Annotated in this window: 19 protein-coding genes; 8 read left to right on the top strand and 11 right to left on the bottom strand. The window is 72.0% G+C overall.

Features of this window, described 5'->3' with window-relative positions; all coding sequences use genetic code 11:
- Positions 1-114 precede the first annotated feature (114 nt).
- The gene (locus OG897_RS22700; protein ID WP_266659029.1) at positions 115-2,967 is read left to right on the top strand and encodes a M4 family metallopeptidase; all 2,853 of its coding nucleotides are present in this window, start codon (positions 115-117) and stop codon (positions 2,965-2,967) included.
- Positions 2,968-3,040: 73 nt separating this feature from the next.
- Here the strand turns inward: OG897_RS22700 and OG897_RS22695 are convergent, their stop codons facing one another.
- Positions 3,041-3,847: a lysozyme gene (locus tag OG897_RS22695; RefSeq protein ID WP_266659028.1), complete on the bottom strand. Its 807-nt coding sequence runs from the start codon at positions 3,845-3,847 to the stop codon at positions 3,041-3,043.
- A gap of 247 nt (positions 3,848-4,094) precedes the next feature.
- Here OG897_RS22695 and OG897_RS22690 point away from each other — a divergent pair, with 247 nt between their 5' ends.
- On the top strand, positions 4,095-4,529 hold the full coding sequence (locus OG897_RS22690; RefSeq protein WP_266659027.1) for a MarR family winged helix-turn-helix transcriptional regulator: 435 nt from the start codon (positions 4,095-4,097) through the stop codon (positions 4,527-4,529).
- A 180-nt stretch (positions 4,530-4,709) separates the two neighbouring features.
- Here the strand turns inward: OG897_RS22690 and OG897_RS22685 are convergent, their stop codons facing one another.
- A complete protein-coding gene (locus tag OG897_RS22685) occupies positions 4,710-5,501 on the bottom strand; it encodes a protein phosphatase 2C domain-containing protein (RefSeq protein WP_266659026.1) in 792 nt (263 codons plus the stop codon).
- 398 nt (positions 5,502-5,899) lie between these two features.
- On the opposite strand from OG897_RS22685, the gene OG897_RS22680 reads away from it, so the two are divergent.
- From OG897_RS22680 to OG897_RS22660, 5 genes are read left to right on the top strand one after another with little or no spacing between them, the layout of a single operon-like run.
- Positions 5,900-8,899, top strand: coding sequence for a nitrate- and nitrite sensing domain-containing protein (locus tag OG897_RS22680; protein ID WP_266659025.1), 3,000 nt, complete (start codon positions 5,900-5,902; stop codon positions 8,897-8,899).
- Positions 8,896-9,378: a roadblock/LC7 domain-containing protein gene (locus OG897_RS22675; protein WP_266659024.1), complete on the top strand. Its 483-nt coding sequence runs from the start codon at positions 8,896-8,898 to the stop codon at positions 9,376-9,378. Before OG897_RS22680 ends, OG897_RS22675 begins: the two co-directional genes overlap by 4 nt.
- A complete protein-coding gene (locus OG897_RS22670; protein ID WP_266659023.1) occupies positions 9,375-9,803 on the top strand; it encodes a DUF742 domain-containing protein in 429 nt (142 codons plus the stop codon). Before OG897_RS22675 ends, OG897_RS22670 begins: the two co-directional genes overlap by 4 nt.
- Positions 9,784-10,428 (top strand): ATP/GTP-binding protein, encoded by a 645-nt coding sequence (locus tag OG897_RS22665; protein WP_266659022.1) that lies wholly within the window; start codon positions 9,784-9,786, stop codon positions 10,426-10,428. The genes OG897_RS22670 and OG897_RS22665 overlap by 20 nt, the downstream gene beginning before the upstream one ends.
- Before the next feature lie 34 nt (positions 10,429-10,462).
- The gene (locus OG897_RS22660; RefSeq protein ID WP_266659021.1) at positions 10,463-11,695 is read left to right on the top strand and encodes a styrene monooxygenase/indole monooxygenase family protein; all 1,233 of its coding nucleotides are present in this window, start codon (positions 10,463-10,465) and stop codon (positions 11,693-11,695) included.
- A gap of 3 nt (positions 11,696-11,698) precedes the next feature.
- On the opposite strand, the gene OG897_RS22655 is transcribed toward OG897_RS22660, so the two are convergent.
- The 8 genes from OG897_RS22655 to OG897_RS22620 all read right to left on the bottom strand — a co-directional run bounded on the left by OG897_RS22655 (position 11,699) and on the right by OG897_RS22620 (position 19,811).
- A complete protein-coding gene (locus OG897_RS22655) occupies positions 11,699-12,853 on the bottom strand; it encodes a C40 family peptidase (protein ID WP_266659020.1) in 1,155 nt (384 codons plus the stop codon).
- 100 nt (positions 12,854-12,953) lie between these two features.
- A complete protein-coding gene (locus tag OG897_RS22650) occupies positions 12,954-13,298 on the bottom strand; it encodes a hypothetical protein (protein ID WP_266659019.1) in 345 nt (114 codons plus the stop codon).
- A 10-nt stretch (positions 13,299-13,308) separates the two neighbouring features.
- Positions 13,309-14,037: a TetR/AcrR family transcriptional regulator gene (locus tag OG897_RS22645; protein WP_266659018.1), complete on the bottom strand. Its 729-nt coding sequence runs from the start codon at positions 14,035-14,037 to the stop codon at positions 13,309-13,311.
- A gap of 123 nt (positions 14,038-14,160) precedes the next feature.
- The gene (locus OG897_RS22640; RefSeq protein ID WP_266659017.1) at positions 14,161-14,727 is read right to left on the bottom strand and encodes a hypothetical protein; all 567 of its coding nucleotides are present in this window, start codon (positions 14,725-14,727) and stop codon (positions 14,161-14,163) included.
- Positions 14,724-16,226, bottom strand: coding sequence for a HAMP domain-containing sensor histidine kinase (locus OG897_RS22635; RefSeq protein WP_266659016.1), 1,503 nt, complete (start codon positions 16,224-16,226; stop codon positions 14,724-14,726). Before OG897_RS22635 ends, OG897_RS22640 begins: the two co-directional genes overlap by 4 nt.
- Before the next feature lie 2 nt (positions 16,227-16,228).
- The gene (locus OG897_RS22630) at positions 16,229-16,912 is read right to left on the bottom strand and encodes a response regulator transcription factor (protein WP_266659015.1); all 684 of its coding nucleotides are present in this window, start codon (positions 16,910-16,912) and stop codon (positions 16,229-16,231) included.
- 65 nt (positions 16,913-16,977) lie between these two features.
- On the bottom strand, positions 16,978-18,585 hold the full coding sequence (gene murJ / locus OG897_RS22625) for a murein biosynthesis integral membrane protein MurJ (RefSeq protein WP_266660411.1): 1,608 nt from the start codon (positions 18,583-18,585) through the stop codon (positions 16,978-16,980).
- A 20-nt stretch (positions 18,586-18,605) separates the two neighbouring features.
- Positions 18,606-19,811, bottom strand: a complete 1,206-nt coding sequence (locus tag OG897_RS22620; RefSeq protein ID WP_266659014.1) for a peptidoglycan bridge formation glycyltransferase FemA/FemB family protein — start codon at positions 19,809-19,811, stop codon at positions 18,606-18,608.
- Between the two features lie 242 nt (positions 19,812-20,053).
- On the opposite strand from OG897_RS22620, the gene OG897_RS22615 reads away from it, so the two are divergent.
- Positions 20,054-21,289 carry an Ig-like domain-containing protein gene (locus OG897_RS22615; RefSeq protein ID WP_266659013.1) on the top strand — a complete coding sequence of 412 codons (1,236 nt, stop codon included), beginning with the start codon at positions 20,054-20,056 and terminating at the stop codon, positions 21,287-21,289.
- Between the two features lie 103 nt (positions 21,290-21,392).
- Here the strand turns inward: OG897_RS22615 and OG897_RS22610 are convergent, their stop codons facing one another.
- Positions 21,393-22,352 (bottom strand): diiron oxygenase, encoded by a 960-nt coding sequence (locus OG897_RS22610; protein WP_266659012.1) that lies wholly within the window; start codon positions 22,350-22,352, stop codon positions 21,393-21,395.
- Between the last annotated feature and the right edge of the window lie 9 nt (positions 22,353-22,361).

Genomic DNA, 22,361 nt, shown 5'->3' with positions numbered 1-22,361 from the left:
ACACACGGGAAACATTGCCGACGCGAACACACAGCGACTTGCATGGCGGGGCCAAGCAGTTCCATGCCCGACAGTGCCATGCCCAGAGCTCGTCCGTACCGTGGGAGGGAAAGCGTGCACAAGACCCGAGTGCGTGCCGTCAGACCTGGCATCACAAGTGCCGGTATATCCAAGGGGGTTGCCGCGACGTTCGCCGCGGCGGCCCTCCTCGCAGGCGTCGTTCCCGCCGCGCAGGCCGCCCCCGCGGCCCCGGCAGGACCGACCGCCGAGGTGATCCCGGGGACGGACACCGCGACCCCGGCCCTCGTCGACGGAATCAACGAGCCCGCGAAGGCGACCGGCAGCGCCGCCGACGCCGCCGTCGGACACTTGGCCGAAAAGCAGGGCCGCTACCGGATCGGCAATCCCCAGGGCAACCTGAAGGCCGTCTCCGCGCAGAACAAGGGCGGCACCGAGACCGTCCGCCTCCAGCAGCGGTACAAGGGCCTGGAAGTCCTCGGCGGCGAGTACGTCGTACGCATGGAGAACAAGGGCGGCAAGCGCAACGTCGTCGGCACCTCCGGCAAGTACTTCACCGCGCTGTCGACCGGCACCACCGCCACGGTCTCCGAGAAGACCGCCGTGCAGCGCGCCGTCGCCGCCGTCGCCCGCGAGCTGGGCGGCAAGAACCTCACCCTGAAGGACGTCCGCAAGGCCGAGGGCCAGAAGTCCGCGGCCGCCACCGCCCTCACCGGCACCGCGGGCAAGCTCGTCGTCCTCCCGCAGGGCAAGGGCGTCCTGACCCGCCAGGTCACCGTCAAGGGCAACGACCCGGTGACCGGCGAGGCCGTGCTCCGCCAGGTCTACATCGACGCGAAGGCCGGATTCCCGGTCCTCCAGTACAGCTCGATCAAGACCTTCGGCGCCCCGAAGCAGGCCAAGGGCGCGGCCCCGAAGGGTGCCGTCACGCCCGCCGCGTCCGCCGCGAAGGCGCTCGGCCCCGGCGACGCCACCGGCACCGGCGTCAAGACCGACGGCACCAAGGTCGACCTGAACCTCTACTACGACACGTCGCGCAAGGAGTACACGCTCAGCGACTACGTCCGTATGCAGGGCAGCTCCAAGAACCCGATCACCACCTGGGACGCCCGTGGCGTCGAGGCGGACGACGCGGCCGGCAAGTGGCCTTCGGGGATCAAGGAGTTCGGCTCGCCCGTCCAGGAGTTCGGCAAGGACGCCACCGACGCGGGCGCCATCGACGCCCAGTGGGCCGCCACCGAGGTCTACGACTACTACAAGTCGAAGCACAACCGCGACAGCCTCGACGGCCGGGGCATGACCATCAACTCCCTGGTGGGCGTGACCAACGGCGGGCAGTCGTGGGTCAACGCCTTCTGGGACGGCTCCAAGATGGTGTACGGCTCCGGCGACGACGAGTACAAGCCGCTGGCCTCCGACGTCGACGTGGTCGGCCACGAGATGACGCACGGCGTCGTCGAGAACACCGCCAACCTGGTGTACGTCGGCCAGTCCGGCGCGCTCAACGAGGCCGTCGCCGACTACTTCGGCAACGCCATCGACACCAACTCCTCCGGCACCTCCATGGACGACCCGAACTCGGGCCTCCTGGGCGAGGACCTCTGCCGCACGCTGCCCGGCAAGGAGTGCGCGCTGCGCGACCTGAACGACGGCCGCACCACCTCCAAGGACTTCCTCGGCGTCTCCTACGACGTCGACAACGGCGGGGTGCACCTCAACTCGACGATCTTCTCGGGCGCCCTGTGGGACATCCGCCAGGACATCGACAAGGACCTCGCCGACCGCATCGTCTACAAGGCGCTCGCCGAGTACCTGACCCCGCTGGACGGCTTCACCGAGGGCCGCAACGCGGTCGTCGCCGCCGCCAAGGACCTCAAGGTCTCCGCGAAGGACCTGAAGGTCATCACGCGCTCCTTCAACGCCCACGGCATCGTCGCGGGCTGGGAAGACGCGCTGGGCATGGACTCCGACACGCTGCTCGGCAAGCTCAACACCTCGGGCACCGGGGCGGGCGCGGGCGGCGGCCAGTACGCCGTGTCCAAGTCGAACGACGACGGCTCCGAGCCGTACTCGGTCTACACGGGCCGCACCGACGGCAAGGGCTCGCCCAAGCTGGTCAGCCCGAACGACGGACGCTTCCACGTCTACCCGGCGACCGACGGCAAGAACGTCGTCTGGGCGGCCTTCGGCACGACCAGCATCGACGTCCTGGTCCGGCCCGTCGCGGGCGGACCGATCAAGAAGGTCTGGTCCTCCTCCACCGGTCTCCAGGGCCTGCGCATCGACGGTGACCTGGTCGTCTGGGAGGAGAACGACCCCTTCGGCGGGCGTCACGCCGCGTACAAGAACCTGAAGACGAACGAGCAGGCGTACGTCGACGGCGGCCGCTACCACCTCAGCTCGGCGCTTCCCTCCGTCAAGAACGGCAAGGTCGCGTACGCCAAGCTGTGGCCGGTGGGCGGTCAGTACAAGCTGGACGTCGAGCTCCTCGACACCGCGACCAAGAAGACGAGCGTCCTTCCGCAGAACGCCGCCGTCGAGGGTCTCGGTCAGACCGGCCTGTCCAAGACCCACGTGTCCTGGCTGGTGGACGAGGTCGCCACGGACGGCGGTCAGATGGCCGTACGCCGTGCCAACCTCGACGGCACCAAGCTCCTCGACCTGAGCCCGGAGACCGGCGCCAAGGCGCTCTACGCCTTCGACCTGACCGCCTCCGAGGAGGCCGTGACGGTCAACGCCTCGCTGCCCGACACGCAGTACCGCAACGAGACGCTGCCGAAGCTGTGGCAGTTCGACGCGGCGGGCATCCGTGAGGGCGAGCGGGTCTCCTGCAACCGGGGCGACCAGGTCGGCGCGTCGGCCGACACCGGCAAGCGCGTGGTGTGGATCGACGGCACGACCAGCAACACGGACCTGGTGGTCCGGGACCGCGCGGCGGGTCGTTGCTGATCCGTAGCGGATAGCTCTGCGAACCGGACCCCCGGCGCCCGTGCGCCGGGGGTCCTTCGCGTTCCGTGCCGGGTCACCCGTTCGCGAGGGCGCGGACGCGGTCGATGGCGCCGTTGAAGCGGTTGTGGTCGCCCACGATCGGGCCCGTCGAGGTGTACTGCCACATCGTGTACGTGCCCCAGCCCGCCGGGAGTTCACCGACGGTGGTGTTGTAGCGGGCCACCCAGAGGGGGTTGGTCGAGCCGAAGCCCCCGTAGTTGCCCGTGCAGGTCTTCCACCAGCTCGTCGCGGTGTAGATGACGGCGTCGCGGCCGGTGCGGGCCTTGTAGGTGGCGAGGAAGTCGCGTATCCAGGCGACCATCTGCGACTGCGTCTTGCCGTAGCACTGGGCTCCGTACGGGTTCCACTCGATGTCGAGCGCGCCCGGGAGCGTGCGGCCGTCGCGGGACCAGCCGCCGCCGTTGCTCGCGAAGTAGGCGGCCTGGGTCGCGCCGCTGGAGTTGCCGGGGAGGGCGAAGTGGTACGCGCCGCGGATCATGCCGACGTTGTACGAGCCGTTGTACTGCTGGGCGAAGTAGGGGTTCTTGTAGCTCGTCCCCTCGGTGGCCTTCGTGTAGGCCCAGGCGACGCCGCTGGTCCAGAGGGCGGACCAGTTGACGTTGCCCTGGTGGCCGGAGACGTCCACGCCCTCGGTCTGTACGGCGCGGGGGGCGGCCGGGGGGAGTCCGCCCTGACCGTCGTGCTCGATGACGCCCATGCCCAGGTGGGCGGAGCCGGGGGGCGGGGGAGGGGTGGGGGCGGCGGTCGCCGCCCCCGCGGTGAGGGTCAGGGCTGCGGCTGCCGCCGCGACGGCCAATGCTGCGGATCTTGCTCTGAGCACGTGCATATGCGTGCCTCCGAAAGATCGACAAAGCGACTGAAGTGGCCTTGCCGTATCGAAGCTACGCACGTAGATGCGGGGGGCGGAAGGGGGTCTCTGTGCCGACATTGGTCCACACCTGCGAAATACTGGGCGAACTGCGGTGATGCGTACCGCTGAAAGTTCTCGGGTGCGGTCCGGCATCGTCCGGCGTGGTCCAGAATCGTCCGGAATCTACAGGGATCTACAGGGATCGACAGGAGGGGGCATGGTGGATCAGGAATTCCTCGCGCTGGAACGGGAGTTGGCGCTCTTCCTGCGCCGGGCGAGGGCGTCGTCGGGTGACTTGGCCCGGGAGGTCCACCCGGAGCTGGAGCCTGCGGCGTACGGGCTTCTCGTACGGCTGGACGAGGCGGATCGGCAGCGGGCGACGGAGCTGGCGGCGTGGTTCGGGGTCGGCAAGGCCACCATGAGCCGCCAGCTGCGGGCCCTGGAGGAACTGGGGCTGGTCGCCCGCGAGCCCGATCCTGCCGACGGGCGGGCCTCCCTCGTGCTCCTCACGCCCGAGGGGCGGGACCGCTTCCGGCGGGTCCGGGACGCGCGTCGTGCGAGCTACGTCCAGAAGCTGGCGTCCTGGGACCGGCGCGAGGTGGCGGAACTGGCCCGCCTCCTCCACCAACTGAACACCCGCGCTGGCGAGTAGGCCCTCTTGGTGGGGTTGCCGTCACTACCCCGGGGCTCCCCCCCCCCGGACCCCCGCCCACCTCCGGCGGGTTCTGGCCCCGGTCCCGCCCCTTCACCTAAAGCGCTCGCCGCGCGGCTGTCCCGGAGACGTGCGGGTGCGTTGGGGCTGGTCGCGCAGTTCCCCGCGCCCCTAACGGGGCTACAGCTCCGCGAAAGCGACCGCCGCGTCGTCGTGGCGCTTCCACCGCACCGGCCCCTCCGGCTCAGCCTCCAGCGCCCTGACCCGCCCGATCAGCCCCTCCGCCCCCTCCTTGCGCAGAACCCCCAGGCAGTCCGCCCAGGACCCCGCCCCGAAGAGGTCCACCCACCGCGACACCCCGTCCGTCATCGCCGCGAGCGCCCGCACCTCCCTCCGAGGGGTCGAACCGGTCACCGCCCGCGCCGCCACCCCCGGATCCGCCGCCGCCGTGAAGAAGCCGCCCTCCGCGTTCCGGTACACGTCCGCCGTCGCGTGCGAGCGCAGCGCCTCGCGCGGGACGCGGTCGAGGCGGTCGTCCAGTACCGCGCGCACCTCCCCGTCCGCACCCTCCATCAGGAGTACGGAGTCGGACAGGACCAGGTGCTCCACCCGCTCCGCCCCCCAACGCACCATGACCACCGTCGCCTGAGGCGTCCGTACGTGAGAAAGGTCACAGGTCGAGCGGTGCGCGTCCGCCGTGCGCGCGATCGCCCCGGCCAGCACCTCCCGCAGGGGCGATTCGGGCCGCGATCCGGACAATTCGATCAAGGAGCCGCCCAGTCGCGCCGTGAACCACGGCACCGAATGCACGCACCCCGTCTCGCTCGGTGGCGGTGTCACCCCGTCCAGGACGACGATCACCCCGCTCTGACCGGGCGACCCGCCCGGTCCGCCCGCAGGCAGTGCCACGGATGTCCAGTCCTCGTTGGGGCGTTCGGGGCTTCCGGGGGCGGTGGAGAGATCGATGCGCATGACGGTCAGTCTGCCGGACCGGGGCGGGGGAGCGTCCGAGGGTGCGAATTGGCCCATACCAGCAGGTCAGGCTGAGGCAATTCGGATGGAATGATCCATTCCGGGAAGCTGCGGGGGTGCATCCTGCCAAAGCCCGCACGGAACTTCCAACCGGCGCGCGGAGCGCGGTCCTGACGGAGCGTGAGACGAGTTGTTTGCCAACTCCCGATTGATGTTCACTCGTTCGGGTGGCGGGGCGGTTGATGCGCGCCGACCTCCCCGAGGCGCTGGAAGGGTCGAAGGCTCCAACAGGGGCGAGGGTGGGGCGCTCGTTCCGCACGCAGCCAGAGGCACCCGTCGTCACCTCGGCCGGCCGAGCGGACGAAACTGGGCGGACTACAGCAAGGATGCGAGCACCGGTGCAGAACAAGCGGCCTCGGGGCGGCAGCGGCAGTGGCGGGAAGAACAGTGGCGGGAAGAAGACCGGCAAGGGGACTCCTTCCCCCGAGGTTCAGGGCGCGCGCCCCGCACCCGTCGGCCCCGCCCCCCAGGGACCCGCCCCCGTCGGCGGCAAGCCGGGCAGAAAGTCCCGGCCCAAGCGCGTGCGCAACCGGCTCGTGGCCTCCGTCGCCGCCGTCGGTCTCCTCGTGCTCGCCGCGGGAGCGCCGTCCCTGCTCACCGCCTCCGACGAGCTGACCACCTCGCAGCGGCTCCTCGACCTCGCCGAGCTCAACAAGCAGGCCCTCGCCCTCGCGCACTCCCTCGCCGACGAGCGCGACGACGCCACCGGCCGGAAGGCCGCCGCCGAGGGCGGGAAGAGCCGCGACAAGGGCACGCCGCGCGGTGACCGCACCTCCCGTGTCGACCGGCAGATCGCCGAGCTGACCGGCCCCGGCGGTGACTCCGCCGACCTGCCCGACGGTCTGCGCCGCGCCCTCGCCAAGGTCGCCGGGCTGCGTGCCGCCGCCGACAGCGCGAGCGTCACCCCGCTCCAGCTCCACCGGGCGTACTCCACCGCCCTCGACGAGCTCCGCTCCCTCGCCCGCGACCTGGCCCGCAGGACCCCGCCCCGGGCCGGTGGCTCCGGCACCGCCCCCGCCGCCCTCGGCAACGCCGTCGAGCAGGCCGCCGCCACCCGGGGGCTGCTGCTCGCCGCCCTCGCCGTACCCCGGGGCAAGTCCACGGCCGAGATCGATCCCGACAGCGGGCTTCTCGTACGGGTGGAGAGCGGCAGCGGCAAGAAGGTCAGGGACGAGCTCAGCGCCGCCGCCCAGCAGGCCCGTCACCGCGAGCAGGCCGCCCTCGCCGACTTCGCCCTCGCCGCACCCGAGAAGGACCGCGACGCCGTCTCGGTCACCGTCACCGGGCCCGAGGTCACCACCGCCGAGGGGTATCTGAAGGACCTCACGGACGAGTCGACACTCTCCGCCGCCGACCGCAAGCTCGGCGCCGAGCGCGTCGGGGCCGCGCTCACCGCCCGCGTCGACCGCATGCGCGGCGCCGAGTCGGCCCTCGCCTCCGCCCAGGCCGAGAACCTCGCCGCCCTGCGGGACGACGACGTCAGCGCACTGGAGCTGCGGATCGGGCTGCTGGCCGCCTGCTTCCTGCTCGCCGTCGGCATCTCCACCGCCGTCGCCCGCACCCTCACCCAGCCGCTCGCCGTGCTCCGGCTCGGTGCGGCCCGGCTCGCGGGCAGCCCCGAGACGGAGGAGCCGGTCCGCTACACCGGGCGCAACGACGAGTTCGCCCAGGCCGTACGGTCCCTGAACGGCCTGCACAGCAAGCTCCTGGAGCTGAACACCCGTACCGAGAAGCTCGCGGGCGACCGTGCGCACCTCGTCGGGCAGCGCGAGACCCTCGACGCCCAGCGCCGCACCCTCGCCAGCGAGAACAGCCAACTCGCCGCAGAGCAGAGCGAGTTGCTGGCCCGGGTCCAGGACACCACCGCGCGCCTCGACGAGCTGCGCGCCACCGTCCACTCCTCCTTCGTCAAGCTCTCCCTGCGCACCCTCTCCGTCGTCGAGCGCCAGCTCGCCGTCATCGAGTCCCTGGAGGAGCGCGAGCAGGACCCCGACCGCCTCGCCACCCTCTTCAAGCTCGACCACATGGCGACCGTCATGCGCCGCCACGGCGAGAACCTCCTCGTGCTGGCGGGCACCGACCACGGCGTCGCCCACACCGGGCCCGTCCCGCTCGTCGACGTACTGCGCGCCGCGATCAGCGAGATCGAGCGGTACGAACGGGTCACCCTCCAGGCCCTCCCGCCGCACGCCCAGGTCGCCGGGTACGCGGCCGACGACCTCAGCCACCTCCTCGCGGAACTGCTGGAGAACGGGACCTCCTTCTCGCCGCCGGACGCCCACGTCAAGCTGTCCGGCTGGCTGCTGGAGAGCGGCGAGATCATGCTGTCCGTGCAGGACCACGGCATCGGCATGACACCGGAGCGCCTCGCCGACCTCAACTCCCGGCTCGCCGACCCGGCGACGTACACCGCGCCCGGCGAGGGCGACGGCCTCGGCCTCCAGGTCGCGGCGCTCCTCGCCGCCCGCCACGGGGTCCGCATCCAGGTACGGGCCCAGGAGCAGGGCGGTGTCACCTCCGTCGTGGTCCTGCCCCAGGCCCTCCTCCAGGCCGAGCCGCCCGCCGTGCCGTCCGTGACCGAGACCCCGCACTCGCTGCCGGGCTCCGTCGCCGAGGCCAACTCGAACGTGCTGCCGGGGCGCGGTCCGGCAGCCGCCGTTCCGGACCGCGCCCCGGACCAGGACCCGCTGATCGCCGTCGCGGAGAAGGCCGTCGAGGAAGCGGAGGCCGAGGCGGCCCGGGCGGAGCGCGCCGCGCACGTCCGTGCGCCGGACGAGTCGTCCGTACGGAACGAGCCCGCGCCCGTACGTGAGGAAGCGCCCGAGGTCGACCAGCCCACCCGGGAGATCCGCCTGCCCCGGCCCGCCGCCGAGCCGGAGCCCGCGCCCGTCGTGCCGGAACGGAAGCCGGAACCGGAGCCCGTGCCCGTCCCGCTGGAGCCGACCGCTCCGCGCCTCACCGACAAGGGCCTCCCCAAGCGCACCCCCAAGGTCGTCAAGCCCACGACACCCGCCGCGCCGCCGCGCACCGGCGGAGTCGACGCGGAGGCACTGCGCCGTCGCCTGGGCGGATTCCAGCTGGGCGCGCGCAACGGCAGGCGTGATGTCGAGGCCGAGATCGCCAACAGTGGTAACAACGAGGTTCACGGGGTAGACGGGGCAAGCGGGGAACCCCGGTCCCGGACCACGACCGACAGGACTACGACCGACAGGGCCGACAGGCCCACGACCGACAGGACCGACCGGACCGAGCGGCCCACGACCGACCGATACGACCGGGCCACGAGGAACGACCAGACCGACACCGAGGGGGACACCGTCGAGGAGGCACGCAGTTGACCGCGCCGATCACATACGGGCTGAGCACCGAAGCCCGTAATCTGCACTGGCTGTTGAGCAATCTGGTGGAGGAGGTGCCCGGCCTCGTCTCGGTCGCCGTCGTGTCCTCGGACGGCCTGCTCCTGCTGTCCTCGGACCCCGACCACATGCTGGTGGACACCGCGCCCCGCCTGGTCGGCCCCAAGGGTTCCACGGCGGACCTCGCCACCATCGTCTCCGGCCTCGGCTCCCTCACCGTGGGAGCGGCCAGCCTGATGGAGGGCGGCGGCGTCAAGCAGACGATGGTCGCCATGGAGCACGGCAGCCTGTTCGTGATGTCGATCAGCGACGGCTCGCTGCTGGGCGTGCACGCCGCCCCCGACTGCGACATGAGCATCGTCGCGTACCACATGGCGCTCTTCGTGGGCCGCGCCGGACACGTCCTGACGCCCGAACTCCGCAGCGAGCTGCGCCAGTCGCTGGAGAGCACCGACCGATGAGCGCGCACACCCCCACAGTGGGACGCCTTCCGATACGCGGCGAGGGCCGCCGCCCCGCGCGCGTGCGCCCGTACTCCCTCACCGGGGGGCGGACGCGCTTCACGCACGTACTCCTGGTGGAGACGTTCGTGGCGGCCCTCGACACCCCGGAGCTCGAACCGTCCCCACTCAGGCCGGAGTTGACGGGCCGTCAGTCCGGAAGTCGGGTCAGCCCCGAGATGCAGGCGATCGTCGAGATCTGCCGCCGGATGCGCACCGTCGCGGAGATCGCCGCTCTGCTGAAGATGCCGCTGGGCGTGGTCCGCGTCCTGCTCAGTGACCTGGCCGACCAGGGAAAGATCCGCGTGTACGGAACCGGCCACGGAGCCGGACGCCCCGATCGCGCACTGCTGGAAAGGGTCCTCCATGGGCTCCGTCGCCTCTGAAGCGCCGATCGAACGACCGGCACCCACCGAACCGCTGACCGAACAGGCTGTCCCCGCCTGGCAGTTGGACCACACCCGGGCCCCCACCGCCACCAAGATCGTGGTCGCCGGCGGCTTCGGCGTGGGCAAGACCACCTTCGTCGGATCGGTCTCCGAGATCACCCCGCTCAAGACCGAGGCGGTCATGACGACCGCCAGCGAGGAAACCGACGACCTGTCCGCCACGCCGGACAAGACGACGACCACCGTCGCGATGGACTTCGGCCGCATCACGCTCGACGACGACCTCGTCCTGTACGTGTTCGGCACACCGGGCCAGCAGCGGTTCTGGTTCATGTGGGACGACCTGGCGCGCGGCGCGATCGGCGCGATCGTCCTCGCCGACACCCGCCGCCTCACCGACTGCTTCCCGGCGCTCGACTACTTCGAGAGCTGCGGCATGCCCTACCTCGTGGCCGTCAACCACTTCGAGGGCACCGACCGCTACGAACCCGAGGACGTCCGCGAGGCGCTCAGCGTGCCGCCGCACGTCCCCGTCCTCGTCATGGACGCCCGCAGCCGCATCTCCGTCGTGGACACCCTGCTGGGCCTGGTCGCCCACGCCCTCGACGCCACCCCCGCCTGACCCCTCGTTCCCCTTCAGAGAGCCACCCATCCCCATGCGGAAGATCCTCATAGTCGGCGCCGGTCAGTCCGGTCTCCAGCTCGCCCTCGGCCTCCAGTCCCAGGGCTACGAAGTCACCCTGATGTCCAACCGCACGTCCGACGAGATCCGCTCCGGCAAGGTCATGTCGACGCAGTGCATGTTCCACACCGCCCTGACGCACGAGCGCGACCTCCAGCTCAACTTCTGGGAGTCCCAGGCCCCCCGCATCGAGGGACTCGGCGTCTCCGTCGCCGCCCCCGACGGCGAACGGGCCGTCGACTGGGTCGGCAAGCTCGACGGCTACGCCCAGTCCGTCGACCAGCGCGTGAAGATGGCCGGGTGGATGGACACCTTCGCGCAGCGCGGCGGCCAGCTCGTCATCCACGGCGCCGCCGTCTCCGACCTGGACTTCTTCTCCCGTACGTACGACCTGGTGCTGGTCTCGGCGGGCAAGGGCGAACTCGTCCAGCTCTTCGGCCGCGACGCCTCCCGCTCCCCGTACGACGCCCCGCAGCGCGCGCTGGCCGTCGCTTACGTCCACGGGCTCGGCCCGCGCCCCGAGCACCCGGACTTCGACGCGGTCCGCTGCAACCTGGTCCCCGGTGTCGGCGAGCTCTTCGTCATGCCGACCCTGACCGTGTCCGGCCGCGCCGACATCCTCTTCTGGGAGGGCGTCCCCGGCGGCCCCGTCGACGCCTTCAAGGGCATCAAGGACCCCGCCGAGCACCTCTCCCTCACCCTGGAACTGATGGAGAAGTTCCTGCCCTGGGAGTACGCCCGCGCCACCAAGGTCGAACTCACCGACGCCAACGGCACGTTGTCGGGCCGCTACGCCCCCACCGTCCGCCACCCGATCGGCCGCCTCCCCGGCGGCGGCGCGGTCCTGGGCGTCGCGGACGTCGTCGTCGCCAACGACCCGATCACCGGGCAGGGCTCCAACTCCGCGTCCAAGTGCGCCGCTTCCTACCTCGACTCGATCGTCTCGCACGGCGACGCGGACTTCGACGAGGCATGGATGCAGCGCACCTTCGACCGCTACTGGGACACCGCCCAGCACGTCACCAAGTGGACCAACGCCATGCTGGGCGTCCCCCCGGAGCACGTCCTGAACCTCATCGGTGCGGCGGGCCAACTCCCGGCCGTGGCAGACCGGTTCGCGAACGGCTTCAACGACCCGTCCGACTTCGAGAACTTCTTCTACGAGCCGGAGAAGACCAACGCCTACCTGGCCTCGGTCGCCCCCTAGCCGCTACTCGGGCGCGTTCTGGGCCCCGTACCCGGCATCGGACTCGTTCCCCTCCACGTCACGCCCCGTCGGCAGGTCCGGCGGCACGTAGGAGGAGAGCGGGGCGAGCGCCGGGTCGGGGCGAACCGCGCCCAGCACCGGGTTCGAAGCGATCGGCGACACCTTCACGTGAGCGCCGGGGCGCGGGGCCTGCACGACCTGACCGTTCCCCAGGTAGATCGCCACGTGCGTCGCCTTCGGGAAGTACACGACCAGGTCGCCGGGGCGCAGCGCCGACAGCGGCACCCGGGGCAGCTCGGCCCACTGCTCCTGGCTGGTGCGCGGAATGGTCCGCCCGGCCGCCGCCCACGCCTGCTGGGTGAGCCCGGAGCAGTCGAAGGTGTCCGGCCCCTCCGCCCCCCACACGTACGGCTTGCCGAGCTGGCGGGTCGCGTACGCCAGTGCCCGGTCGCCCTCCCGCGAGGGCGCGCGCGAAGCCCGTACGCCCCCGGGTCCGAAGGCCCCCGAACCGATCAGGTCCCGCTGTGCCCGCTCCGTCGTACGGCTCTCCAGCGCGGCCAGCGAGGCGAGTTCGTCGGCGGTGAGCGCGGCCAGCGTCGCCTCGACCTGCTTGAGGCGGGCCTGCACCGCGTCGCGCGCCTTCTTCTGCTTCACGGCCAGGGTCTGCTGCGTGTCGAGCGCGGCCCGCGCCCGGGTCGCCAGGGCGTCGGCCTTCTTCTCGTCGCTCTGCCACCGCGTCACCTTCAGGGCACGGGCCGCCGCCGCCCGCCGCAGCGTGTGCCCCTGCGCGAGCGCGTGGTCCGGGTCGGAGGACGTCAGCAGCGTCACGAGTGAGGAGTACGCGTAGTCGCCGCGCCCCTTGTACTGCTCGCGGGCGAGCTGCCCCGCCGCCCGCTTGCCTTCGGCGAGGGTGACCCGGGCCCGGCTCAACTGCCCGTTGATACGGGCCAGTTCGGTGCGCTGGGTGGTGAGCTTCTCCGCCGTGGCGTTGAACGCCTCGGTGGCCTCCTCGGTCTGCTGGTAGAGCCGCTGGAGGTCGGTGAGGAGCTGCCCGATGCCGCCGGGGTCGCCCGGGGCGGCCTGCGCCGGATGCGCCGCGCCACCGGTCACCGCCAGGACCGTCGCCGCCGCCACCACCGCGGCCTTGAACCTCGACACACCATCACCTCCGGTACGGAGCCGGGAAGTCGACCCGGCTCAGTCCGATGGTGCGCCGCCGCACACCGGCCCACCCGGCGCGTGGGCCTTGCGGCGCAGCTCAGTCACCCTTACCGGTCGGAGACTGCCCGCCGTCGGCGTGGCGGGTGGACTCGGGGGCGGAGGGGGGTGCGGGCCGGGGTGCGGGCTTCGTCCACGGCCACTTCGGCGTCCACGGCTCGCGCCCCTCGGGCACGTACACGTACTTCCAGCCCCGCTGGAGCCCGAGCCGCTTGCTGTACCCGGCGGCCCGGCGCTCGTACGCGTACACCGTGGGAGGCCCGCCCCCGGCGTCCGGCACGGGGACCTCGTACCACTTGGGCGGGTTGCCGGTGGGGCCGGTCAGGACGTCCAGGGCCTGGCCGTCCAGCGGCCCGCCGACGAAGGGGGTCTTCTCGCTTCTCACTCCACCAGTGTCACAGCAGGTGGGCGGCTCGGGAGACCACCGGCACGACCCGGCGGGCCAGCACACCGGCCGCCCCTTCGGCGGTCTCCAGGGCGAGGGCCGCCCGGGTCACGTCCGCCGTCTGGGGGTCGGTGGCGGAGGTGACGGTGAGCAGGCCGACGAAGTGGTCGACCATCCAGTCGCGCAGGTCGGGCAGCGGGGGCTGCTTGTCCTCGTCGAGCCAGATGAGGGAGGCGGCCTCGACGGCGGAGATCCACGTCCGGACCATCATGCGCAGCCGGGGACCCGCCGTGTCGGTCACGCCCAGGTGCAGGAGGATCTGCTCGGCGGCCTCGCGCCGTACGCCGTCCACGGTGGCGGTGGTGCGGGACGTCTCGACCACGCTCCCGCCCTGGAGGAGGGCGCTGAACCCGGCGTCGTGGGTGTCCACGAAGGCCAGGTAGCGGTCGAGGGCGCTGGCGAGCCGGCGGGTGAGCGGGCCCGACTGCGGCTCGGCGAAACAGAGCTTCAGCTCGTCGGCTGCGGAGCCGAGGGCCACCTCGTACAACTGGACCTTCCCGCCGGGAAAGTAGCGGTAGACCAGGGGGCGCGACACCCCTGCGGCCTCCGCCACGTCGTCGATCGACACGTCCTCGGGCGCCCGGTGGGCGAACAGCGACAGCGCCGAGTCGATCAGCTGCACGCGGCGCTGCTCCACGCTGAGGCGGCGGTACGCGGGGGAGGACGCGGCGGTGGTCATGCGGTGCAGCGTAATCGGCCGGTGGCCGGTGCGGGGCTGCCTCCTGGCCGTCGGTCCGGTCGGTCCGGTCGGCGTCCGGTCGGTCCGGTCGGTCCGCTCGGTCCGGTCGGCTGGTCGGTCCCGTCAGGTCCCGTCCGTACGGAGATCCATGTCGCAGGTGCCGGACTTCGTCCCGCCGTCCGTGCCCCTCAGCCGCACCGGGGACCCGCCGCCGGGATCCTGGAGGAAGGCGACCGTGCAGATCAACTGGCGTACGGCCGTCGCGTCCAGCGGCCGGACGGCGAGCGGGAGCTGCATCGTGACTTCTCCGGGCACGGGGGCCTCCAGGGGCTCCAGGAGCCGGGCACCACCGGCCGTGACCGGGGGCAGGGCGCTGCTCAGCCCGGCGGCCTTCTCCTCCGCCAGCGGGCCGCTGAGCAGCGCGGCCATCACCTTCTCCGGCGTCGGACGCCGGGGTTCGTGGCCGACGCCTTCGTACGATCCCAGGGTCCGCACCACGGGGACCACGTCTCCGTGCGGCAACCGGAAGAACAGCAGCGAATCGATGTCGGGATTGGCGATGTAGCCCACGGTGGCCGGGCCGCCCGCCTCGATGACGTCGGTCTCGCGGATGCCGCAGCCCGCGAGCAGCAGGGCGGCCAGCGGTCCGGCGGCGGCGAGCGCCCAGCGGTGTGCGGGCCTCTGCCTCACGCGTCGTTCCCTTCCGTGAACAGCGGTATCTCCACGGTGAACACGGCACCCCCCTCTGGGAGGTTTCCCGCGCGGATCTCCCCGCCGTGCAGTCTGACATTCTCCGCGGCGATCGCCAGCCCCAGGCCGCTGCCCGCCGAGCGGGTGCGCGCCGCGTCCGCCTTGTAGAAGCGGTCGAAGATGTGCGGCAGCACCTCGGGCCTGATGCCGGGTCCGCTGTCGGCGACCTCGGTGACCAGCACGGGCGTCCCGTCGGAGCCGGTCCCGCGACGCAGTCGTACGGTGACGGGGGCGGCCCCGTGCCGCAGCGCGTTGCCGACGAGGTTGGCGACGACGAGGTCGAAGCGGCGCGGGTCGAGCCGTACCCGTATCCCGTCGGGGAGTTCGGTGCGGAACCTCCCGTCCGTCCAGTGCCGGTTGGCGAGGGTCTTGCGAATGGCCTCGGCGGCGTCGAGTTCGTCGGCGTTCAGCTCGGCGGCGCGCGCGTCGAAGCGGGAGATCTCGATCAGGTCCTCGACGAGGACGGCGAGCTTCCCGGTCTCCGCGCTGATCAGCCGCACCGCACGCGCGGTGTCGCCGTCCAGCCGTCCCGCGTCCTCGTCGAGGACCTCGGTCACCGCGAGCATCCCGGCGAGGGGGGTGCGCAGCTCGTGCGAGACGTCGGACGCGAAGCGGCGGGCGCGCGCCTCGGCCTGGCGCAGTTCCCGCACCGAGTGCTCCAGGTTTCCGGCGGACTCGTTGAAGGTGCGGGCGAGCTCGGCCAGTTCGTCGCTGCCGCGCACCTGGATGCGGGTGTCGAGCTGGCCGCTGCCCATGCTCCGGGCGGCCCGGCGCAGCTCCCGTACCGGACGCAGCACGCTGCGGGCGGCGATCAGGCCGGGCAGCAGGGCCACGGCGAGTCCTGGCAGGGCCCCGTTGCGGGCGGCGGTCAGGAGCGCGTCGACGTTGATCTGCTCGTCGCTCATCCGCATGACGGCGTACACGACAAGACCGGTGGGCAGCACCGTCGTCTGCGACGTGGTCTTGAAGACCGTCGGTATGGCGATGGTCAGATACGGGACGCCGTCCTTGACCACGCGCTCGAAGCTTCCCCGGGGCGTGGTCAGGGCGGCCCGCCGCAGCTCCGGGGTGATGACGCCGGAGACGGGGCTGGTGCCGGACGAGACGCGGAGCGTGCCGTACTCGGCGAAGACGATCCAGGGGCGCGGCTTGCCCTTGCGGGCGATGTCGCGCAGGTTGGACTTCAGGTTCCCGTTCTCCAGGGAGGAGGAAAAGGTGTTCATCTCCACCTGCTCGCGGAACGACGCGACGGCCGTGTCCTGGGCGGTCTTCAGCAGGGCGGTACGCGCCTCCCGGTAGGTCAGCGCGGCGGTGGTTCCGGCGCTCACGGCCGCGACCAGCAGGAACGCCAGCACCAGGCGGGTGCGCAGCCCGAACGCCCCCACGCGCCGCCCCGGCCGGTCTCCATCGGCCTGCTTCCCGCGCACCGCCGTCCGCATGCTCACAGCGGCCCGAAGCGGTAGCCGAAGCCGCGCAGGGTCTGGACGTACCGGGGCGCGCCGCTGTCGTCCTCGATCTTGTTGCGCAGGCGGCGGACGCACGCGTCGACCAGCCGCGCGTCGGCGTGGTAGCTGTGCTCCCACACGTGCTCCAGCAGTTGCTGGCGGCTGAAGACCCGGTCCGGGGCGGCACACAGGTGCAGCAGCAGCTTCAGCTCCGAGGGGGCCAGCGCGAGGCGCTGACCGGCCTTGGTGACGGTCAGCCCGGCCCGGTCGACGGTGAGGTCGCCGTGGGTCTCGACGGTCGGCCGGTCCGTGCCCGTCACCTCGATGCGCCGCAGTACGGCCCGGATGCGCGCCTCGATCACGTCGGGGCGGGCGGGCTTGACGATGTAGTCGTCGGCGCCCGCCTCCAGGCCCACGATCATGTCGAAGTCGTCGCCGCGCGCGGTCAGCATGATGATGGGCAGCTGGCTGTCCTCGCGGACGCGGCGGCAGACCTGGACGCCGTTCATCCCGGGCAGCATCAGGTCGAGCAGCAGCAGATCGGGCCGGAAGTCGTCCAGCGCGGCGAGCCCGGCCTCGCCGGTGGCCGCCGACCGCACCTCGTGGCCTCGGCGGCGCAGCCCGAGCTCGACGCCCTCCCGCACGGCGGGGTCGTCCTCGATGAGCAGTACGCGGGGCATCAGCAATCTCCTCGGTGTTCTTCCACGTTCTTCAGCGCCGGGGCCCTGTCAGCGCCGGGGGTCTTTCAGCGGGGCAGTACTCGTCGGCGTGCGCCGGAGATCAGCGCATCGAGCTCGGTCAGCCGCAACGGCCTGGCGAGCAGGACGAAGACGAGCACGATGACGGCCGTTCCGGCAGCGGCGGCGGCCAGGGCGCCCGCCCGCTCCGCCCCGTACGCCGCGAAGTACCCCAGCGCGGTGGCGAGTACGGCGGCGACCAGCAGCCGCGCCTGCGCCACGACGGCCGACGACCGCCACGGCCGGGCCACTCCGAGGCGACGGCTCAGTGCGAGACCCGTGACGACCCAGCCCCCGAAGAGCGCCAGCGCGTAGGCGGCCGCCATCCCGGTCACCGCCCAGCGGGCGGGCAGCACCTGGGCGGCGGTCACCGAAAGACCCGCGTTGAGGACGACGATCACCAGGTTGAGCAGGAAGGGCGTACGGGTGTCGCCGAGCGCGTAGAAGGTGCGCGACAGCACGTACTGGCCCGACATGGCGAGCAGCCCGGGCGCGAACGCCATCAGGATCCCGGCCATGGCGGCGGTGTCGTCCGCGCTCGTCCTGCCGTGCCCGAAGACGAGGGACATCACCGGGTGGGCGAGCGCGAACAGCGCACAGGCCGCCGGGACGATCAGGGCGGACGTGGAGCGCAGGGCGTACGAGACGTCCCGCCGCACGGCCGCGTCGTCCCGGTCGGCGGCCGCCGCGCTCATCCGGGGCAGCAGCGCGGTCAGCAGCGAGACCGTGATGATGCCGTGCGGGACGACCCACAGCACATAGGCGTTGTTGTACGCGCCGTAGCCGGGCCCCCCTTCGAGGCCCGCCGTGGTGGCCAGCCGGGTCGTGACCCAGTACGCCGCCTGGTTGGCCAGGACCAGCAGCACCAGCCATCCGGCCGCCCGCAGCGGACGGGTCAGCCCGCTGCCCCGCCAGTCGAACCGGGGCCGCCAGCGGAACCGGGCCGCGCGCAGCGCCGGTACGAGGGCGAGCGCCTGGACGGCGATCCCGGCGGTGGTGCCCCAGCCGAGTAGCGCGGTGTCGGACGCGGAGAGCGTGCCCCCGCCGCCCAGACCCAGGCCCAGATACAGGCCGAACACACCGATCACGACGACGTTGTTGAGGACCGGGGCCCACATCATCGCGCCGAACCGGCCGCGCGCGTTGAGCACCTGCCCCAGCAGCGTGAACACACCGAGGAAGAAGATCTGCGGCAGGCAGTAGCGGGCGAAGGCGATCGTCATCGACGCCTGCTCGCCGGTGTAGTCGGTGTAGACGCCGATGATCGCGGGCGCCGCCCACACCCCGGCCGAGGTGATCACCAGCAGGGCCAGGACGCAGACCGTGATGAGCCGGTCGGTGTACGCGGCCCCGCCGTCGGCGTGCTCCTTCGCCGCCCTGACCAGCTCGGGCACGAAGACGGCGTTCAGCGCGCCGCCGATGAGCAGCATGTAGACGATGGTGGGCAGCGCGTTGCCGACGGCGTAGCCGTCCGGGACGGTCCCGATCGTGCCGATCGCCGCCGCGACGACGGCGGACCGCACGAAGCCGGTGGCCCGGGACACCAGGGAGCCCGCGGCCATGACGACACTGCTGCGCGCTGCGGAGGCGGCCCTGGGGGCGCTCTCGGGGAGAATCTTCTCCTTCGCCGACGCGCTCACCGGCGGTTCAAGTACGCCTGGAAGGCGCGGTACAGCGTCCGGTTGGCGGTGCCGTCCAAGGGTCTCTCCCATTCCCCCAACGTCTCGACGACCTGTCCTCCCGTGCCGAGTTTCCACCGCAGCAGGCCGTACGTACGTTCGCTTGGATCGAGTGTGGAGGGTACCCCGCGCATGTCGTAGACGTCAGCGCCCCGGGCGTGGGCGTCCAGCAGCATGCGCCACTGGAGGGCGTTGGACGGCCGCACCTCCCGGCGGTGGTCGGCGGAGGCACCGGTCTGGTACCAGGCCCGCCGCCCCACCGTGATCATGGTGTGCGCGGCGAGGACCTCCCCGTGGTGCCGGGCGAGGTAGAGCTTCATGCGGCCCGGCTCCTCGGCGTTGAGCGCCGCGTACTGGCGCTCGTAGTACGCGAGCGAGCGGCCCAGCCGGAACCCGTCGCGCTCCTCCGTGATCCGCAGCAGCCGGAAGAACTCGGGCAGATCGGCCGCGCTGCCCACCACCACCTCCACGCCCTCCTTCCGCGCCCGCCGGACGTTGCGCCGCCACTCCTGGTTGAGCCCGGCCCACAGGTCCTCGGTACTGCGCCCGGCGAGCGGCACCCGGAAGACGTGGCGCGGCTGGGCGTCCCCGTCGCCGCCGGAACCCTCGTCGCCGCAGCGCCGCCAGCCACGGGCCCGCAGCCGTTCGGTCACCGCCGCGCCGAGCGGGTCGACCTCGCTGGCGAGGACGTCGCCGAGGCGTCTGCCCGGGTGGACGAGCGACTTCAGCAGGGCCGCGTCCCAGCGCCGGTAGGCGGGCGACGGCCCGATGCGTACGGCGAAGACGCCCGCGCCGCGCAGGTGGTCGAGCAGCGGCCCGAGCCAACGGTCGACGTCCGGATCCGCCCAGTCCGCGACCGGCCCCTCGGGCAGGTACGCGAAGTACTTCCGGGTGCCCGGGAGCTGCCGCAGCAGCACCAGCGCCACCCCCGTGAGCCGCCCCGCCCGGGGGTCGGGACCCCAGCCGAGCAACAGGGAGCGCCAGCCCTCCTTGACGTCCGCCCAGGACGGGCACTGGAGGAACGGCGCACCGAGCGCCGTGCCGTCGCGGGAGGCGAGGAAGGCACGGTAGGCCCCGGCGGTGATGCTCTCCAGCACGAGGGCGCCCTCTTCGTGCTCTTCGTGGGGGGACGCGGACGAGGGCGGAACGAGCAGTGCTGTCACGGTCTGGGCCTCTCCATCTCCCCGGACTTCTCCGGGGTCGCCGCAGATGCTCACAGCCGCCCATGACCGCCCCGCACGGCGAATGTGACCGGACCATGACCGTTCCTCACCAGTCGCCGTCACATTGCCCCGGCACGGCTGACCTGCCCCTCTCCGGTCCTACAGTCACAACTCCGGCTGTCGGCCGCGAACTTGCCGACCCTCGCTCTCGCGCCCCCGCCTTTCCCGCCACGGAGGTCCCGTTGCCCCGCACCCGCGTCCGCGCCCACTCCTCGATACGTACCGCTCCGCTACGTACCGCCGTCGCCGTGCTCCTCCTCGCACCGCTCGTGGCAGCCTGCACCGGGGACCCCGCTCCGGCCGATGCGGGAACGGGCAGGGGCACGGGCACGGGCTCGGCGGCGAAGAACAACGACCGCCCCGTCACCGTGCAGGTCACCCCCACGGGCAAGCGGGCCGAGGCCGGTCAGCCGGTGAACGTCACGGCGACGGGCGGCCGTCTCACCTCGGTGACCGTCACCGACGCGAAGGGCCGCGCACTCGCCGGGAAGGTCGCCGCCGACGGCCGCGCCTGGACCTCGGGCCGCAAGGCCGCACCCGGCACGTCGTACGCGGTCACGGTGGCGACCAGGGCGCCGGGCGGCACCGTCACCACGAACCGGAGCTTCTTCACCACCGCCCCGGCGGACCGGGTCAACAAGGTCGACTGGCGGCCCGGCACCGGCACCACCGTCGGCGTCGCCCAGCCCGTCTCCCTGGTCTTCGACCGCCCCGTCAAGAACCGCGCCGACGTCGAGAAGCAGCTGAAGATCACCACCTCGAACCCCACCGAGGGCTCCTGGGGCTGGCTGCGCGACTGGTCGGGCCGGGACAGGGTGGACTGGCGGCCCAAGGACTACTGGAAGCCCGGCACCAAGGTCACCGTGAACGCCGAACTCAACGGCACCGACTCCGGCACGGGCGGCTGGTTCGTCCGCGACTACGCCACCACCTTCACCATCGGCACCCGGCAGATCGTCACGGTGGACCTGGACCGCCACCACCTCACGCTCCTGCGCGACGGCGAGTCCGTGCGCCGCATCCCGGTCTCCGGCGGCACCCCCGGCGGCGACAAGCGCTCCTGGCGCGGGACGGCCGTCCTGATGGCCAAGGAGGGCACCATCAACATGAACTCCGAGACGGTCGGCCTTCGCGACGCCTACAACAAGATGGTCGACTACTCGATGCGGCTGACCTGGTCGGGCATGTACGCCCACGCCGCCCCCTGGAACGCCCGCTTCTTCGGCAGAGCCAACCAGAGCTCGGGCTGCATCGGCATGAGCACCGCCGACGCGACCTGGTTCTACGCCCAGGTCCGTCCGGGCGACCCGTTCGAGATCACCGGCAAGGAGACCAAGGGCGTCGTCGCCCCGAACAACGGCTTCGGCCAGTGGAACCTGTCCTGGCCCGACTGGCAGAAGCTGAGCGCGCTGCGCTGAAGCGCCCGGCCGGAGTGCTCGGCCGTCGTGCTCGGCCGTCGTGCTCCGCCGGAGCGCGGAGGGGCGGGCACCCTCTCCGGTGCCCGCCCCTCCGCGCGGAACCTCAGCGCGCCAGCAGTCCCGAGCTGACCCACAGCCTGCGCCCCGGGCCCCGCAACACCCCGATGTCGTCGAGGAAGTCGGTCAGCCGCCGCGCCCCGTTCTGCATGACCTCGGTGCGGTGCCCGCTCGCCTTCACCTGGGCGATGGCCTCGCGCCGGTCGAGCCCCACGTTCTCGTACACCTTCGGGTTGATGAAGCACGTGGAGAAGACCCGCGCCGCCTCCCCGCAGCTGAGCCGGGTGAACTCCTGCTCCCACCGGGGCGCCGTCACCATCTGACGCCGCAACTCCTCGCGTGCGTACCGCACATGCCGCGCCTCCTCGATCACGTGGATGCGGGTCACGCCCCGCACCAGCGTCTGGATGCGCTCGTCCGGGAAGGTCAGCCGCTGCATCCAGTCGAGGATCTCCTCGCCGAGGAGCGTCGCCGCGAAGGATCCCGGCGTGGTCGACACGGTCTTCAGCACCCGCGCCAGGTTGTGATAGACGCGCGGCACGGGGTAGTTGGGGGCCCCGCCCTTCTGGATCATCTTGGCGAACATCATCGAGTGGCGGCACTCGTCCGCGATCTCGGTCAGCGCGTACCGCACGTGGTTGCTGGTCACGGACTTGTCGTAGATGTGCCGCACCAGCAGCTGCATCAGAATGATCTCGAACCAGATCCCGAGCGACGCGATGGCCGCCGCCTCGTGCCGCGCCAGCTCCATCCGCTGGTCCTCGGACATCTTCCTCCACAGCGGGGTGTCGTACAGGGACACCAGCTCCGGCGGCCAGTACCACTTGCCCTCGTCGGCGGGGGCGTCCCAGTCGAGTTCGGTGTCCGGGTCGAAGGAGTGCTTGGCCGACGATTCGAGCAGCCGCTCGGCGACCTGCTCGCGGTCCTTGAGCCACCCGAGCGCGTCGCGGAGGGCCGTGAAGTCGGTCTCGGTCGGCTCGGTCTTCCGTGCCGGGGCGGTCGTCATGGTCGGAGC

Origin of the sequence: Streptomyces sp. NBC_00237, assembly GCF_026342435.1 — a bacterium.
GTDB lineage: Bacteria > Actinomycetota > Actinomycetes > Streptomycetales > Streptomycetaceae > Streptomyces.
This window is presented reverse-complemented; position numbering and strand designations above follow the sequence as displayed.